Source organism: Streptococcus mitis (assembly GCF_003942965.1).
GTDB classification, from domain to species: domain Bacteria; phylum Bacillota; class Bacilli; order Lactobacillales; family Streptococcaceae; genus Streptococcus; species Streptococcus mitis_BH.
In genome coordinates this window covers 1-16,104 of sequence record NZ_RJOG01000031.1, presented here as the reverse complement: position 1 = coordinate 16,104, position 16,104 = coordinate 1, and the positions used below count along the sequence as shown (strand labels likewise).

Here is a 16,104-nt window from a genome sequence, read left to right as displayed (position 1 = left end):
CAGTTTTCAAAGGTCTTTGTCACTCGCTTCTCTCAAGTGACAACTATATTAGTATATCACAGCCGCTTTCGCTTGTCAACACTTTTTTGAAACTTTTTTAATCTTTTTTCATCAAGTGCCTCAACCGCAACATACCATAGTCCGTACGGGATTCGAACCCGTGTTACCGCCGTGAAAAGGCGGTGTCTTAACCCCTTGACCAACGGACCTGAGCTGTTATTTTCAACTCTTACTATTATACCGACTTTTTATTTTTTGTCAACAACTTTTTCTGCTTTTTTCAAATTAAGTAAAAAGAGCCAGAATTATACTAACTCTTCTATTGATTATTAAATTTGGAAGCACGCTCTTCTCCCCACCAATATGGGATTAGTTCTGCGACTTTCACCGTCTTTCTTGTATCGTAGTCCATCATAAATTCTGCATCTTTATTTTCAGCATTAAGCTCTAAAAGGAATTCTCTACAGGCACCGCAAGGCATGGCTGAACTTCCACCATAAGGTGGTTTATCTCGAAAGGCTAATACTTTCTTAACCTTAGTTTGTCCTGAAAATTGGTACATATTGAAGAGTGCCGCCTGTTCTGCGCAGAGATGGAAAACACCACAGGTTCCCTCCATACAGAATCCTGTAAATATTTGTCCATCTTCTGCTTCTACTGCGGCAACAACATGATTAGCATAAACAAAATCAGATACTTCATGTGGATTATACAATTTCTGTGCTTCTTCGTACATCTTTTCCCAGATGTCCATTATTACCTCCTTCTTATTTAGAGATTTCTTTTAGCATGTTTTCGATATGTTGGATTGATTTTTCACGGCCTAATAAGAAGATAGTATCTGGCAATTCTGGTCCATGCATTTCACCTGAAACTGCAATACGAATGGGCATGAAAAGATTTTTCCCTTTAATACCTGTTTCTTTTTGAACAGCTTTGATTTGTGGGAAGATATTTTCTGTTACAAATTCATCATCTGTCATCGCTTCAAGTTTTGCTTTGAAGGCTTCAAGAACTGTTGGGACTGTTTCCCCCGCCATGACTTCGCGTTCTGCGTCTGTCAATTCTGGGAAATCTGAGAAGAAGAGATCTGTCAATGGAATAATTTCATCTACTGATTTCATTTGTGGTTTATAGAGTTCAACTAGTTTTTCAGCTTTGTCAGTTAAACGTCCTGCTTCCTCTAAGAATGGTTTTGCCATTTCAAAGATAGTTTCTAGTTCTGCATTCTTGATATAATCATTGCTCATCCAGTCGAGTTTCTTCTGATCAAAGGCTGCTGGAGACTTGCTGAGGCGGTTTTCATCAAAAAGCTTAATGAGTTCTTCACGAGAGAAGATTTCATCTTCGCCACCTGGGTTCCAACCAAGAAGAGCAATAAAGTTAAAGACTGCTTCTGGAAGGTAACCTTTCTTTCGGTAATCTTCGATAAATTGAAGTGTATTAGTATCACGTTTAGATAACTTCTTCCCAGTCTCAGAGTTGATAATCAAGGTCATGTGACCGAACTCTGGAGCTTCCCAACCAAGTGCTTCATAAACCATGAGCTGTTTTGGTGTATTAGCAATGTGGTCGTCTCCACGGATTACGTGAGAAATTTGCATATCATGGTCATCGATGACAACGGCAAAGTTGTAAGTTGGGTAACCATCTTTCTTTTGGATAACCCAGTCACCACCGATATTGCCACCTTCAAATTCGATATCACCTTTGACCATATCATGCCATTTGTAGATACCTAACTCATTGACAGCCAAACGAACAGTTGGGATGATCCCTGTTGCTTCACGTTCTGCGATGTAAGCTGCTTTTTCTTCTTCACTCATACCAAGGTATTCATTGATGTAGCGTGGTGTTTCGCCAGCTGCTTCTTGGCGTTCGCGTTCAGCTGCCAACTCTTCTTCTGTAACGTAAGATTTGTAGGCTTTTCCTTCAGCTAATAGTTGGTCGATGTATTTTTGATACAAGTCCAAACGCTCAGACTGGCGGTAATTTTNATGTGTTTCTGGGCTTTCATCCCAATCCATACCTAACCAACGAAGATTTTCAAGCTGTGAACGTTCCCCATCCTCGACATGACGTTTACGGTCAGTATCTTCAATACGGATAATAAAAGTTCCACCATGATGACGTGCGTAAAGGTAGTTGAACAATGCTGTACGGGCATTCCCGATGTGTAGTAGTCCTGTTGGACTTGGTGCGTAACGTACGCGGATATCTTTTGACATAGTTTCTCCTATAAAGTCTCTAGGCGTCTGCCTTTTTGCTCTCTATATTATATCACAAGTCTTGGCTGAGTCCAATTTCTATGGATAAAGAGAGTAAAAAGAGTGGACAAACCACTCTTTTCTTCTATTATAGACGTGCGTTAAGTTCTTTGCTCAATTCTTCAAATCCTGGTTTTCCAAGAAGGGCAAACATGTTACGTTTGTAAGCTTCAACACCTGGTTGGTCAAATGGGTTGATAGCATTCAAGTAACCTGAAAGAGCAATTGCCAATTCGAAGAAGTAGATAGTGTAACCAAGAGTGAAAGCATCTTGCTCTGGAAGAGTCACATACATGTTTGGTACGTCACCATCTGTGTGGGCAAGAAGAACACCGTCAGTCGCTTTTTTGTTTACAAAGTCAACGTCTTTTCCTTGAAGGTAACCAAGTCCATCAAGATCTTCTTCCAAGCTAGGAATAATCACGTTTTTACGAGGTTTGTCAACACGGACTACTGTTTCAAACATGATACGAGTTCCTTCTTGGATAAATTGACCCAATGAGTGTAAGTCAGTTGAGAAGTTGGCTGAAGTTGGGTAGATACCTTTTTGATCTTTTCCTTCTGATTCACCAGCCAATTGTTTCCACCATTCTGAGAAGTATTGAAGTGATGGCTCGTAGTTTACCAAGATTTCTGTTGCATAGCCTTTACGGTAAAGAATGTTACGAACTGCTGCGTATTGGTAAGCTTCGTTTTCAGAGATTTTATCTGAAGTGTAGTCTTTGCGAGCTGCATTCGCACCTTCCATAAGGGCTTTGATGTCAGCTCCTGATGCTGCGATTGGAAGCAAACCAACGGCTGTCAATACTGAGAAGCGTCCACCGATATCATCTGGAACAACAAATGTTTCCCAACCGTTAGCGTCTGCTTCAACCTTAACAGCACCTTTTTGGCGGTCAGTTGTTGCATAGATACGTTTGTTTGCTTCTTCTTGACCGTATTTCTTAACCAAGAGTTCTTTGAAAACACGGAAAGCAATCGCTGGTTCAGTTGTTGTACCTGATTTAGAAATCACGTTTACTGAGAAATCTTTATCAGCTACGTACTCTACCAAGTCAGCAAGGTAAGTAGATGAGATTGAGTTTCCTGCGTAAAGGATTTGTGGAGCCTTGCGTTCTTCTTTTGTTTGCAAGTTTGCAAAGTGGTGGTTCAAGAAGTCGATTGCTGCTTTGGCACCAAGGTAAGATCCACCGATACCGATTACAACCAAAACATCGCTGTCTGATTTGATTTGCTCAGCAGCTTTCAAGATGCGGTCAAATTCTTCGCGGTCGTAGTTTTCAGGAAGGTCCAACCATCCCAAAAAGTCGCTACCAGCACCAGTTCCTTTACGGATCAATTCATCTGCTGCTGTTACTTGTGATTGCATGTATTCCACTTCATGTGGTGCAACAAATTTGTCTAAAACTTTTGAATAATCAAATTTAATATGTGACATGTTATTCCTCCAATATTTCTTCTTTTCTATCATAACGCTTACCTTCGTTTTTTTCAAGTTTTTTGTCGAATTTCTCCAATTTTTATCAGAATTCAAACGTTTGCGTAAAAATCCCACATTCCAAAAATTTTGAAAAAATAAAAGAAAGAACGACTAGATGTTCCAGTCGTTACAGTTCATTCAATAAATACTCAAATAATTCTAAATTTCCATCTTCTTCATTGACCAGAAACTCTGGATGCCACTGCAAACCGATAATGCGGTGCTCATCGATAGACTCAATCGCTTCGATGGTCTGGTCTCTTGGATCAATAGCAGTTACACGAAAATTAGGTGCCAAATCTTTAATGCTTTGACGATGGACGGAGTTGACTTGACTTTCTTTTCCAAATAGCTTAGCCACCACGCTTCCTTCTACTGTCTCAATAGAGTGAGATGTTCCGAAAGGTAATCCTTGCCAGTGACCTTCGATTTCTTGATTGAGAGTTCCCCCAAAGGCAACATTGACAAGTTGGACACCGCGACAGATTGCCATAATTGGTTTATTCTGACGGAGCGCTTCCTTCAAGAGTGCCAATTCAAACTCATCGCGCACTAGGTTGTAATCATCACTCTCGATGGTCTTTTTCTCTCCATAAAACTGAGGATGGACATTTTGCCCGCCTGTCAAAATGAGTTTGTCAATCATTTCCACATAATCGCGTACAACTGACTCATCACCAACAGGAATGACTAAAGGGAGACCACCGACTTGACGAATGCTCTCTGCGAATCTACAAGATACAGATGAATGAATGTTTTTACCTTCTGCGTCTACAGGACATAGATTTGCAGCAACTCCTACAATCGTTCTAGCCATGATGCCTCTCCTTTCGAATGTTAACGATAGTCCTATCATATCACTCAAAATGACTTTCGTCTAATATGTTTTTTTTAAGACTGTGATAAATATTTTTTATGGATAAGAAAAAGCTGCCCACATAGGACAACTTCTTTCTTATTCAAAGACAAATTGATTGTGATAAAGTTCTGAATAGAATCCACCTAGTTTCAAAAGTTCATGGTGGTTACCACGTTCAATGACTTCTCCATCTTTGAGGACAATAATCTGATCAGCATTGAGAATAGTTTTCAAGCGATGGGCAATGACAAAACTGGTTCTACCTGCTACAACTGCCTCCATGGCATGCTGAATCTTGCTTTCTGTCACCGTATCTACGTTTGAAGTTGCTTCATCGAGAATGAGAACTTCTGGATCTGTCATCAGGGTTCGAGCGATAGAAATCAATTGCTTTTGTCCTGTCGAGAAAATGCTTTGATCATCATCGATAAGGGTATCGTACTTATCAGGCAAGCTTTCGATATAGTCGTGAATGTGGGTTGCTTTGGCTGCTGCCTCAACCATTTCTTGACTAGCATCTGGTACACCGAAACGGATATTGTCTCGAATCGTTCCGCTAAACAAGACCGAATCTTGCAAGACAATCCCCACCTTGCTTCTGAGACTATCCAAGTCATAGTCACGAATGTCTTTGCCATCAAAATAAATACCACCAGCATCAACATCATAAAAGCGATTGATGAGGTTCATAATAGTGGTTTTTCCTGAACCTGTCGGCCCAACAACCGCTGTCATCTGGCCTTTAGGGGCAGAAATGCTGACATCTTTCAAAATAGGTTTATCAGGTAAGTATGAAAAATCAATATGACTGATTTCAACACCTTCTTGCAACTTAGTAAAGGTCGGCGCCTTTTCAGGTCGAATTTCTTCCTCTGCATCAAACATTTCCTGAATTCGTTCAGCACCTGTAAAGGCTAACTGAAGGCTTCCCCAACTAGCCGCAACTTGAATAATAGGCTGGTAGTACTGCTGTGAAAATTGTGCAAACATAACAATCAAACCTAGGGCTGTACTTGTTTCAATAGTCTTATCGTTTAATAGAACGGCCGAACCAGCAAAGATAACGATGGCTGTGTTGACCAGACTCATCCCATTCATGACAGGGAAAAGAATTCCTGAGAACATTCTTCCTTTAAAGGTTGCCCTGCGCACGCGCTCATTTTGTTCAAGAAACCCTGCCATCATATCCTCTTGAATTCCTTGCACAATCACGGCTTTTTGGCCTGAAATACTCTCGTCCATATAGGCGTTGAGTTTCCCTACCTCTTTTTGCTGGAGGTTGGTGTATTTGCGTGCCATTTTTACAATAAAAATCAGCATAAGGAAGGCCACTGGTGTGCTTGCTATGGTGATGAGGGCCAGCGTCACATTTCTCGAAAACATGACGAGAATCAGACCAATATATAAAACAATATTGCTCATGACCTGAATCAAACTTTCGTTAAAGGCTTGGAGGATATTATCCAAATCACTGGTAAAACGAGACAGGATATCGCCATCTTGTCGGCGGTCAAAGAAAGAAACCGTCAAGCGAGAAAGCTTACCGAAGAGGCCTTTGCGCATCTCGTTTGTCGACTCTGCAATCACGCGCGTCATAAGACACATGTATATGACACTGGAGATAAAGAGAACCAAAACCAGCAGGCCAAGATTGACCATGATTCCTGATAGGCTTTGCCAAACAAGTTCTGGATTGCCATTTTGATAAGCTTGAACTAAATTAGCTAGCTGCGTCACTGCTTGTCCAGAAAAGACCGGAAAGAGGGCTTGGGCAAGAGTTGCCAGAACAATCATCAGGATAGCAACTACAAATGATAGCTTATAGACTTTAAAATAATTCCAAAAAAATTGAACTGTCTTCATTTTACTCCTCCTTTCCTTTCTGTGTTTCGTAGATTTCACGGTAAACAGCATTGTTGGCAACCAAGTCTGCATGCGTACCTTGACCAATCAATCGTCCTTGATCCAGTACCAAGATCTTGTCTGCATGGACAACCGAGCTAATCTTTTGCGCGATGATAATGGTTGTCGTCCCCTTCAAGTCCTTATTCAAGGCTTCTTGAACCAGGCGCTCTGACTTAGCATCCAAGGCCGAGGTCGAATCGTCAAAAATCAGAATACGTGGATTGCTGACAATCCCACGCGCAATCGACATCCTTTGCTTTTGTCCACCAGAGAAATTGGTTCCCCGTTCCTCAACTGGACTTTCAAAGGTTTTTTCCATACGATGAATGAATTCACTGGCTTGAGCAATATTGGCTGCTCGCTCCATTTCAAATAGAGTGGCATCTCCTTTGCCCTGTCTCAAGTTATCAGCAATCGTCCCACTAAAGAGAATGGCACGTTGGAGAACGATAGAGACAGCTTTACGCAGGGTCCCTTCACTCACTTCTCGAATATCCTTGCCTCCGATTTTGATAGCCCCTTCCTGCGGGTCAAAGAGACGTGGAATCAATTGAGCCAAGGTTGATTTTCCTGCACCAGTGGCTCCAACTACACCAACCATCTGACCAGGTTCGATAGTAAAGGTCACATCTTTCAGCATCGGTTCCTTGTCCATTGGATAGGTAAAGGTCACATTTTCAAAGCTAAGACTTCCGACCAACTCTTCATCTGGCACATCCTTGAAGGTCATGGCTGGCTCTGCGTCAAGAATTTCTCGAATACGACGCATAGAAATCATGGCACGACTGACAGAATTTCCCAAAAATCCAACCATAACAATGGTAAAGATAATCTGGCTTAGGTAATTGACAAAGGAAGCAATGGAGCCAACAACTGACGGATCCGACTGAACCATCCCTGCAACTAGCCAAATAGAGAGGAATACCGACCCATAACCGACCAACATCATAAAGGGTTCCACTACTGAAAAGGCATAACCAATGTAAAGATTTTGACCGAGTAGCTCGTCTGAAACCTCCGTAAACTTAGCAAACTGCTCTTTTTCTTGGACAAAGGACTTGACCACACGAACGCCACGCAGATTTTCCTTGGCAATGGCATTGATGCGTTCAAGAAGGGTTTGAAACTTGGCAAAACGAGGCCCCATCATACCCATCATGACAGCTGTCAAGCTAAAAATCAAGATTACCATGAGAACAATCACCCACCACAGAGAAGGTAAGGTTTGAACCGCCAGGATAAACGAACCGATGAACAAGAGGGGGAGTCTGAAAAGAATTTGGAAGGTCATCATGACCACGTTCTGAATCTGGTTGATATCATTTGTCATGCGAACAACTAGATTTCCCGCATTAAATTGTTCAATATTGGCATAAGAAAAGGTTTGGATTTTACGGAAGGCATCCTCTCGAAGGTCAGATGAAACTCCTTGGGCAATATAGGCTGCAAGGATAACATTGAGCCCACCAGCAACCAGACCGACCAAGGCCACACCAATCAACCAAGCCCCGATACTATAAATAGCTTCATATTTCCCAGCAAGTAGGGCGTCTAACACTTCCTGCAGATAACGCGGTTGTAAAAGTGAACTAGCAACCATCAAGCCTGTCATCAGGAGCGAAGCCAAGGTCTGCCACTTGTAGGTTTTTATTTTCTGAATCAGCATACTTTCTCCTTAAAAAATAGACAAAAGGGAGCGACAATGCGTCAGCTCCTTCTCATTCTGTTTGTGTGATGCTATTCTAGCAAAAAAGTGGGGGATTGTCAAAGAAGTCTCCTTGATACAGCTAGAATGACTAGTAATTTTTTCTTTATAGTTTCTGTTTTAACTCGACCAAGACATTCATAGCCTGCATAGGTGTCATATTGTAAATGTCCAATTTAGCTAATTCTGCTAGAATAGGGTTTTCTTCTGCCGTATCAAATAGTGACATCTGTTCAGTGACAGCACTTGTTTGTCTCATAGGAGTAGGATTTTCTGTACCTTGATTCTCTAACTGAGTCAAAATCTTATCCGCCCTTGCTAAAAGATCTGCTGGCAAACCAGCAATCTTGGCCACATGGATACCGTAGGATTTATCAGCTGGACCTGGTTCAATCTTGTGAAGGAAGGTGACCTGCCCATCCTGCTCCAAAGTTGCCACGTGAACATTGACCAAGTGTTCCAAGCTGGACTCCAGACTAGTCAACTCATGGTAGTGGGTCGCAAAGAGGGTCTTAGCTCCGATATGCTCATGGATGTATTCGATGATAGACTGAGCGAGAGCCATACCATCATAAGTTGCAGTTCCTCGTCCCAATTCATCGAAAAGAATGAGAGAGTTCTTAGTCGCATGCGAAATGGCATTGTTAGCCTCCATCATCTCTACCATGAAGGTTGATTGACCTGAAACCAAGTCATCTGCTGCTCCGATACGGGTAAAAATCGCATCAAAAATCGGTAAATGGGCGCTTTCTGCTGGCACATAAGACCCCATCTGGGCCATAACCGCCGTCATGGCTAACTGACGCATATAGGTTGACTTTCCGCTCATGTTGGGCCCTGTAATCAGTTGAATACTGGTATCTTCTGCCATCTGAATCGTATTGGGAATATAGGTCTGAGCCCCCATAACCTTTTCAACGACAGCATGGCGCCCTTTCTGGATATCAATTCGCGAATCCTCTCCGAACTCTGGCCGAATCAAATGCTGGGTTTCAGCCACAACCGCCAGACTCTGTAAGACATCAACTGTCGCAATTCCTTGAGCTAGAGCCTGCAAACGCTGGATATACTTGCTAACTTCCTCACGAATACGCATAAAAATTTCGTATTCGAGATTGGCTGACTTCTCACGCGCCTCCAGCATATCTCCCTCGATACGGGCTAATTCTTCGGTTCCAAAACGTTCTGAGTTTTTCAGCGTCGCCTTGCGGAAAAAGTGGGCTGGAACATTTCCCAGTTGCGAATTAGTCACATGAAAATAGTAGCCATCCTTTTTATTGTAAACAATCTTAAGTGCACTGATACCAGAGTTTTCGCGCTCCTTAGCCTCAATCTCAGCAATCCAGCTAGCCCCTTCTCTCAGAACGTGACGGTACTTGTCTAAGGTCTCATCAAATCCAGTCCGGATAATACCACCTTCTGTAATCACATGAGGAGCTTCAGGAGCAATCGCTGCGCTAATCAAGCTCTCCAATTCAGGGATTCCATCCAGTTGTTCAATGAGATAGGCTAGAGCAGGTTGCTCCATCCCTTCTAAAATCGCACGAATCCGTGGTACGCTAGACAAGGTGGTCGCTAGCTGCAAGAGATCCTTGGGATTGGTTTTGCCAAAAGAAACACGACTAGCCAATCGTTCGATATCATAGACACCCTTGAGGCTGTCTGTCAAATCACTGCGCTCAAAGAAATGGTCGAGGAAGACCTGCACCACCTCTTGACGTTGGACGATTCGCTCCTTATCAATCAGGGGGCGATGAATCCAAGAACGCAAAAGACGCATCCCCATAGCCGTTTTGGTTTCATCCAAAAGCCAGAAAAGACTGCCTTGCTTCTTGCCTGAACGAGCATTCTCAACCAAATCCAGACTAGCCTTGGTCGCATAATCCATCTGCAAGAAATCTTTGATTTCATAGCGGATAACAGGCTTGAGGTGGTTCAACTCCCGCATCTGAGTCCGATGAACATACTGGAGCAGCTTACTAGATGCCGCTTGCTCCACAGTTGCCAATCGTGAATCCAGTAAATGAAGGTCTTCAAAGCCTTCTTTTTCATAGGAAAGCACCAGATTCATCTGACGACTGAGGATTTGTTCCTCTTCCTCAGACAAGTCATAACCCAGCACCACTTCTCGCGCCTTGAGATTGCGGATTTCCCCACAAACCAGCGTGAAATCCAAAAGACCTGTCACATAAAAGTCACCCGTCACCAGGTCCATATAAGCTAGGCCAAATTGATTGCCTTCGCGGTCTATGGCAACCAAAAAATTATTCTGACTATCCGGCTTACTGCTATCGACCACTGTCCCTGGCGTAATGACCTGAACAACCTCTCGTTTCACAACCCCAACTGCTTGTTTAGGATCTTCCATCTGCTCTGCAATGGCTACCTTATAGCCCTGCTCAATCAAGACATCGATATACTGTTGGGCAGAATGATAGGGAACACCCGCCATAGGAATCGGATTGTCAGCATTCTTGTTGCGACTCGTTAAGGAAATCTCCAGAATTTGCGCAGCATTGACCGCATCCTCATAAAATAATTCATAAAAATCACCCATCCGAAAGAGCAAAAAAGCATCTTGATATTGCTTTTTAATATCCACGTACTGTTGCATGCCCGGTGATAGCTTTTCTGTCGCCATTTTCCGTCTCTCCTTGTTAAAAATAAGTCTTGAGAGCAACTCCCAAGACCTTACTTATCTTTCATCAAATCTAGCAAACGATCTTCCATGAGTTTGGCAACGTGCTGGTCTCGACAAATGACCAATAAGGTATTGGCACCAGCAACTGTTCCTAAAATCCATTCATCCTTGTTTGCATCTACAATATTTGCTAAAACAGAGGCTTCTCCTAATTTGGTATGAAGTACCAAGGTAAACTCTGCTCTTGCAACACCTTCTAAATGATGAGACAAAAATTCCACCAAATCAATCTTTTCTGTCTCATTTGCTAGTACATAATACACCATATCATTTTTCTTGACCTTGGTCAAGCCAATTTCGCGCAAATCACGAGACAAGGTTGTCTGCGTCACAAAGACATTGTGCGCCTCCAACCGATCTTGAATTTCTTTTTGTGTACTTAATTTCTCCTCAGTAATCATTTTTTTTATTAACTGATGACGATCTCTTTTTCTCATAAAATCCTCTTATATGCATATTTATAACTAATTTTATAACTATATTATACCAAAAAAATAGGAGATTTCAAAAATTTTTTCTTCTTTCTTTAAAATTGTGATAAAATAGTAGAAAAGTCCAAAAAGGAGCTCTTAATGAATACAAAAGAATTGATTGCTAGCGAATTGGCTAGCGTCATTGATAGCCTGGACCAAGAGGCTATTTTAAATTTACTGGAAACCCCTAAAAACTCAGAAATGGGAGATGTCGCTTTCCCTGCTTTTTCACTTGCAAAAGTCGAACGTAAAGCACCTCAAATGATTGCTGCTGAACTGGCTGAAAAAATTAACAGCCAAGCCTTTGAAAAGGTTGTTGCAACAGGACCTTACGTCAACTTTTTCCTTGATAAATCTGCCATTTCTGCTCAAGTATTGCAAGCTGTTATCACTGAAAAAGAACACTATGCTGACCAACATATTGGTAAACAAGAAAATGTTGTTATCGATATGTCTAGTCCCAATATCGCTAAACCATTTTCTATTGGTCACCTACGCTCAACTGTTATCGGAGATAGCTTGTCACATATTTTCCAAAAAATCGGTTATCAAACAGTCAAGGTCAACCATTTGGGAGACTGGGGTAAACAGTTTGGGATGCTGATTGTTGCCTACAAAAAATGGGGTGACGAAGAAGCTGTAAAAGCTCATCCAATCGATGAACTTCTTAAACTCTATGTCCGCATCAACGCTGAAGCTGAAAATGACCCTAGCTTGGATGAAGAAGCACGCGAATGGTTCCGTAAACTTGAAAACGGAGACGAGGAAGCTCTCACACTTTGGCAATGGTTCCGTGATGAAAGTTTGGTAGAATTTAACCGCCTTTACAATGAATTGCAAGTCGAATTTGACAGCTACAATGGAGAAGCCTTCTACAACGATAAGATGGATACAGTTGTAGACATTCTTTCTGAAAAAGGTCTTCTTGTTGAGTCAGAAGGTGCCCAAGTTGTGAATCTTGAGAAATATGGAATTGAACATCCAGCCCTTATCAAGAAATCGGATGGTGCAACTCTCTATATCACACGTGACTTGGCTGCAGCCCTTTACCGTAAAAACGAATACCAATTTGCCAAATCTATCTACGTCGTTGGTCAAGAGCAATCTGCCCACTTTAAACAGCTCAAAACCGTCTTGCAAGAGATGGGCTACGACTGGAGTGAAGACATTACTCACGTTCCTTTTGGTTTGGTTACAAAAGAAGGAAAAAAACTCTCTACTCGTAAAGGGAATGTCATCCTGCTAGAACCTACTGTTGCAGAGGCTGTTAGCCGTGCCAAAGCCCAAATCGAAGCTAAAAATCCTGAATTGGAAAACAAAGACCAGGTAGCGCATGCTGTTGGGGTTGGAGCCATTAAATTCTATGACCTCAAGACCGACCGTACAAATGGATATGACTTCGACCTAGAAGCTATGGTATCCTTCGAGGGTGAAACTGGACCTTATGTTCAATACGCCTACGCTCGTATCCAATCGATCTTACGTAAAGCAGATTTCAAACCAGAAACAGCTGGCAACTATAGCTTGAATGATACTGAAAGCTGGGAAATCATCAAACTCATCCAAGACTTCCCACGTATTATCAACCGTGCGGCAGATAACTTTGAACCTTCTATCATTGCTAAATTTGCAATTAGCCTGGCTCAAGCCTTTAACAAGTACTATGCACATACACGTATCCTAGACGAAAATCCTGAGCGCGACAGTCGTCTAGCCCTCAGCTACGCAACCGCAGTCGTTCTCAAAGAAGCCCTTCGTCTTCTGGGTGTGGAGGCACCAGAGAAGATGTAAATCGTTACAAGAGACTGGAACTAAAGTTCCTAGTCTCTTGACGGCAATCGCTATATGGCGAATTGCCTAAACGCTTCACTAATTCACCAAACCAAATAATATCGATTTGGTTTGGTTCATGTCGTAATCTTCAAGTTACTTGATTGTAAAGCAATCTAAGTAACTAAGACCAAATCCTATACGGATTTTGGTTTAGAGGTCTATCAAAAATCTTATCAAGTTTTGCTGACTTGTTCTGCTATTTTGGGTTCTCTAAATCGATTTATTCACTATTACTTCTTTATCATACAGGGAGATATTCTATGAGCCAATATGCTTATATCCTCGTTGTGATTAGCTTGGTGTTCCTTTTTCTGCTTAATAAGTACGAGAAGGAGAGACTTCAAAGGCTCTACCAAGAACAACTTTTGAAGGATGAAACATTTAAGGCTGACATCAAAGAGAAAATTCACACGACCGAAAATATCAATGATGTCATTGCTTATATCAATAAAACTTATCATCTAGGAATGTTGCTATCAAAAGACATTACAGATCAATTGAAATAGACCTAGTTATTCTTTAAGGAATATCAAAACCGAGACTAAGAGTTTAATACTGAGTCTCGGTTTTTGTATATTATTCAAGTAACAAAGCAACCACTCCCCAGTAATGCAAGTGCAAAATCCCCTAGAATGTGATAAAATAAAAAGAGAACTCTATCAAGGAGGAAAACATGGAAAAACAAACCGTCGCCGTCTTGGGGCCTGGTTCTTGGGGAACTGCCCTTTCACAAGTCTTAAATGACAATGGACACGAGGTACGTATTTGGGGAAATCTTCCCGAGCAAATCAATGAAATTAATACACACCATACTAATAAGCACTACTTTAAAGATGTCGTTCTAGACGAAAATATCATTGCCTACACCGACTTAGCAGAGGCATTAAAAGATGTAGATGCGATTTTGTTTGTTGTCCCAACAAAAGTGACACGACTTGTTGCCCAACAAGTTGCAAAAACCTTAGACCATAAGGCTATCATCATGCACGCATCAAAGGGATTGGAACCTGATAGCCATAAACGATTATCAACCATTCTTGAAGAAGAAATTCCTGAACATCTCCGCAGTGATATTGTCGTTGTTTCAGGTCCTAGTCATGCAGAAGAGACCATTGTGCGTGACCTGACTTTAATCACTGCTGCTTCTAAAGATTTACAAACAGCTCAATACGTTCAAGAACTCTTTAGCAATCACTACTTCCGACTTTATACCAATACGGATGTTATCGGGGTCGAAACCGCTGGTGCTCTTAAAAACATTATCGCTGTCGGTGCTGGAGCTTTACATGGTTTGGGATTTGGTGACAATGCCAAGGCAGCCATCATCGCTCGAGGATTGGCAGAAATTACCCGCCTAGGAGTAGCACTCGGGGCCAGTCCATTGACCTATAGTGGCTTGTCTGGTGTAGGAGACTTGATCGTAACGGGAACCTCCATCCACTCTCGTAACTGGAGAGCCGGAGATGCTCTTGGTCGTGGAGAATCCCTAGCTGATATCGAAGCCAATATGGGCATGGTGATTGAGGGAATCTCAACAACTCGAGCAGCCTATGAACTAGCGCAAGAACTTGGAGTCTATATGCCCATTACACAGGCCATTTACCAAGTTATCTACCACGGAACCAATATCAAAGATGCCATTTATGACATCATGAACAATGAATTTAAAGCAGAAAATGAGTGGTCTTAACCCTCTAGAGAAAGGATTCTTATGACATCAAAAGTTAGAAAGGCAGTCATCCCTGCCGCTGGACTCGGGACTCGATTTTTACCAGCAACCAAAGCACTTGCTAAAGAAATGTTGCCAATTGTGGACAAACCAACTATCCAATTCATCGTAGAAGAAGCTCTTAAATCAGGTATTGAAGATATTCTGGTTGTCACTGGTAAATCAAAACGTTCTATTGAAGACCACTTTGACTCAAACTTTGAGCTTGAGTACAACCTCAAAGAAAAAGGCAAACATGACTTGTTAAAATTGGTAGACGAAACAACTGGCATTCGCCTTCACTTTATCCGTCAAAGCCATCCTCGTGGTCTTGGAGATGCTGTCTTACAAGCAAAAGCTTTTGTAGGGAATGAGCCCTTCGTTGTCATGCTTGGTGACGACCTAATGGATATCACAGATGACCACGCTGTACCTTTGACAAAACAATTGATGAACGATTACGAGACAACTCACGCATCAACAATCGCTGTTATGCCTGTCCCTCATGAAGAAGTTTCAGCATATGGAGTTATAGCTCCTCAGGGTGAAGGGATTAATGGTCTCTACAGTGTCGAAACTTTCGTTGAAAAACCAGCTCCAGAAGATGCTCCAAGTGATTTGGCAATCATTGGACGTTACCTGCTCACACCAGAAATTTTTGAGATCCTCGAAAATCAAGCTCCCGGTGCTGGAAATGAAATCCAGCTTACCGACGCTATTGATACGCTTAATAAAACACAACGTGTTTTCGCCCGTGAATTTACAGGAGCTCGTTACGACGTTGGCGATAAGTTTGGCTTTGTGAAAACATCTATTGACTATGCCCTCAAACACCCACAAGTCAAAGATGACTTGAAAGATTACCTCATCCAACTGGGAAAAGAATTGGCTGAGAAGGAATAACATAAAAAGATAAGGTTCAAAAATGAACTGCACCCCAAAAGTTAGACAGAAAAAATCTAACTTTTGGGGTGTTTTTATTATGAAATTAACTTATGATGATAAAGTTCAGATCTATAAACTTAGAAAACAAGGATATAGCATAGAGAAGCTTTCAAATAAATTTGGGATAAACAATTCTAATCTTAGGTACATGATTAAATTGATTGATCGTTACGGAATGGAGTTCGTCAAAAAAGGAAAGAATTGTTACTATTCACCTGAACTAAAACA

The 16,104-nt window shown here is 41.8% G+C and carries 12 protein-coding genes, 1 tRNA gene and 1 pseudogene; 5 read left to right on the top strand and 9 right to left on the bottom strand.

All coding sequences use genetic code 11. The features are described from left to right. Nucleotides 1–137: 137 nt before the first annotated feature. From D8837_RS08275 to argR, 9 genes are all read right to left on the bottom strand, one after another. Nucleotides 138–209: transfer RNA gene (locus D8837_RS08275), tRNA-Glu, on the bottom strand. Nucleotides 210–319: 110 nt separating this feature from the next. Continuing rightward, nucleotides 320–754 carry a cytidine deaminase family protein gene (locus D8837_RS08270; RefSeq protein WP_125456757.1) on the bottom strand — a complete coding sequence of 145 codons (435 nt, stop codon included), beginning with the start codon at nucleotides 752–754 and terminating at the stop codon, nucleotides 320–322. Between the two features lie 13 nt (nucleotides 755–767). Then, nucleotides 768–2,228: a glutamate--tRNA ligase gene (gene gltX, locus D8837_RS08265; protein WP_125456756.1), complete on the bottom strand. Its 1,461-nt coding sequence runs from the start codon at nucleotides 2,226–2,228 to the stop codon at nucleotides 768–770. Nucleotides 2,229–2,355: 127 nt separating this feature from the next. After that, nucleotides 2,356–3,705: a glucose-6-phosphate isomerase gene (locus tag D8837_RS08260; RefSeq protein WP_000018268.1), complete on the bottom strand. Its 1,350-nt coding sequence runs from the start codon at nucleotides 3,703–3,705 to the stop codon at nucleotides 2,356–2,358. A 169-nt stretch (nucleotides 3,706–3,874) separates the two neighbouring features. Then, a complete protein-coding gene (locus tag D8837_RS08250) occupies nucleotides 3,875–4,564 on the bottom strand; it encodes a gamma-glutamyl-gamma-aminobutyrate hydrolase family protein (protein ID WP_115904663.1) in 690 nt (229 codons plus the stop codon). 138 nt (nucleotides 4,565–4,702) lie between these two features. Continuing rightward, on the bottom strand, nucleotides 4,703–6,469 hold the full coding sequence (gene patB / locus D8837_RS08245; RefSeq protein WP_125456755.1) for a multidrug efflux ABC transporter subunit PatB: 1,767 nt from the start codon (nucleotides 6,467–6,469) through the stop codon (nucleotides 4,703–4,705). Nucleotide 6,470: 1 nt separating this feature from the next. Next, on the bottom strand, nucleotides 6,471–8,177 hold the full coding sequence (gene patA / locus D8837_RS08240; protein ID WP_125456754.1) for a multidrug efflux ABC transporter subunit PatA: 1,707 nt from the start codon (nucleotides 8,175–8,177) through the stop codon (nucleotides 6,471–6,473). Nucleotides 8,178–8,322: 145 nt separating this feature from the next. After that, complete coding sequence (gene mutS, locus D8837_RS08235) at nucleotides 8,323–10,857, bottom strand: DNA mismatch repair protein MutS (RefSeq protein ID WP_125456753.1); 2,535 nt, start codon at nucleotides 10,855–10,857, stop codon at nucleotides 8,323–8,325. A 50-nt stretch (nucleotides 10,858–10,907) separates the two neighbouring features. After that, nucleotides 10,908–11,354 (bottom strand): arginine repressor, encoded by a 447-nt coding sequence (gene argR, locus D8837_RS08230; RefSeq protein WP_001231476.1) that lies wholly within the window; start codon nucleotides 11,352–11,354, stop codon nucleotides 10,908–10,910. 135 nt (nucleotides 11,355–11,489) lie between these two features. On the opposite strand from argR, the gene argS reads away from it, so the two are divergent. From argS to D8837_RS08205, 5 genes and pseudogenes are all read left to right on the top strand, one after another. After that, nucleotides 11,490–13,181 (top strand): arginine--tRNA ligase, encoded by a 1,692-nt coding sequence (gene argS / locus D8837_RS08225; RefSeq protein WP_125456752.1) that lies wholly within the window; start codon nucleotides 11,490–11,492, stop codon nucleotides 13,179–13,181. 302 nt (nucleotides 13,182–13,483) lie between these two features. After that, nucleotides 13,484–13,729, top strand: a complete 246-nt coding sequence (locus tag D8837_RS08220) for a MarR family transcriptional regulator (RefSeq protein ID WP_125456751.1) — start codon at nucleotides 13,484–13,486, stop codon at nucleotides 13,727–13,729. A gap of 167 nt (nucleotides 13,730–13,896) precedes the next feature. Beyond that, the gene (locus D8837_RS08215) at nucleotides 13,897–14,913 is read left to right on the top strand and encodes an NAD(P)H-dependent glycerol-3-phosphate dehydrogenase (protein ID WP_125456750.1); all 1,017 of its coding nucleotides are present in this window, start codon (nucleotides 13,897–13,899) and stop codon (nucleotides 14,911–14,913) included. 21 nt (nucleotides 14,914–14,934) lie between these two features. Next, the gene (gene galU, locus D8837_RS08210) at nucleotides 14,935–15,834 is read left to right on the top strand and encodes a UTP--glucose-1-phosphate uridylyltransferase GalU (protein WP_125456749.1); all 900 of its coding nucleotides are present in this window, start codon (nucleotides 14,935–14,937) and stop codon (nucleotides 15,832–15,834) included. A 79-nt stretch (nucleotides 15,835–15,913) separates the two neighbouring features. Further along, a pseudogene (locus tag D8837_RS08205) lies at nucleotides 15,914–16,104 on the top strand (IS3 family transposase); the annotation flags it as partial.

Excerpts from the sequence above, each read along its gene's own strand:
- D8837_RS08270 (WP_125456757.1), bottom strand. The coding sequence starts at position 754 with ATGGACATCTGGGAAAAGATGTACGAAGAAGCACAGAAATTGTATAAT.
- D8837_RS08260 (WP_000018268.1), bottom strand. The coding sequence starts at position 3,705 with ATGTCACATATTAAATTTGATTATTCAAAAGTTTTAGACAAATTTGTT.
- D8837_RS08250 (WP_115904663.1), bottom strand. The coding sequence starts at position 4,564 with ATGGCTAGAACGATTGTAGGAGTTGCTGCAAATCTATGTCCTGTAGAC.
- patB (WP_125456755.1), bottom strand. The coding sequence starts at position 6,469 with ATGAAGACAGTTCAATTTTTTTGGAATTATTTTAAAGTCTATAAGCTA.
- patA (WP_125456754.1), bottom strand. The coding sequence starts at position 8,177 with ATGCTGATTCAGAAAATAAAAACCTACAAGTGGCAGACCTTGGCTTCG.
- mutS (WP_125456753.1), bottom strand. The coding sequence starts at position 10,857 with ATGGCGACAGAAAAGCTATCACCGGGCATGCAACAGTACGTGGATATT.
- argR (WP_001231476.1), bottom strand. The coding sequence starts at position 11,354 with ATGAGAAAAAGAGATCGTCATCAGTTAATAAAAAAAATGATTACTGAG.
- argS (WP_125456752.1), top strand. The coding sequence starts at position 11,490 with ATGAATACAAAAGAATTGATTGCTAGCGAATTGGCTAGCGTCATTGAT.
- D8837_RS08220 (WP_125456751.1), top strand. The coding sequence starts at position 13,484 with ATGAGCCAATATGCTTATATCCTCGTTGTGATTAGCTTGGTGTTCCTT.
- D8837_RS08215 (WP_125456750.1), top strand. The coding sequence starts at position 13,897 with ATGGAAAAACAAACCGTCGCCGTCTTGGGGCCTGGTTCTTGGGGAACT.
- galU (WP_125456749.1), top strand. The coding sequence starts at position 14,935 with ATGACATCAAAAGTTAGAAAGGCAGTCATCCCTGCCGCTGGACTCGGG.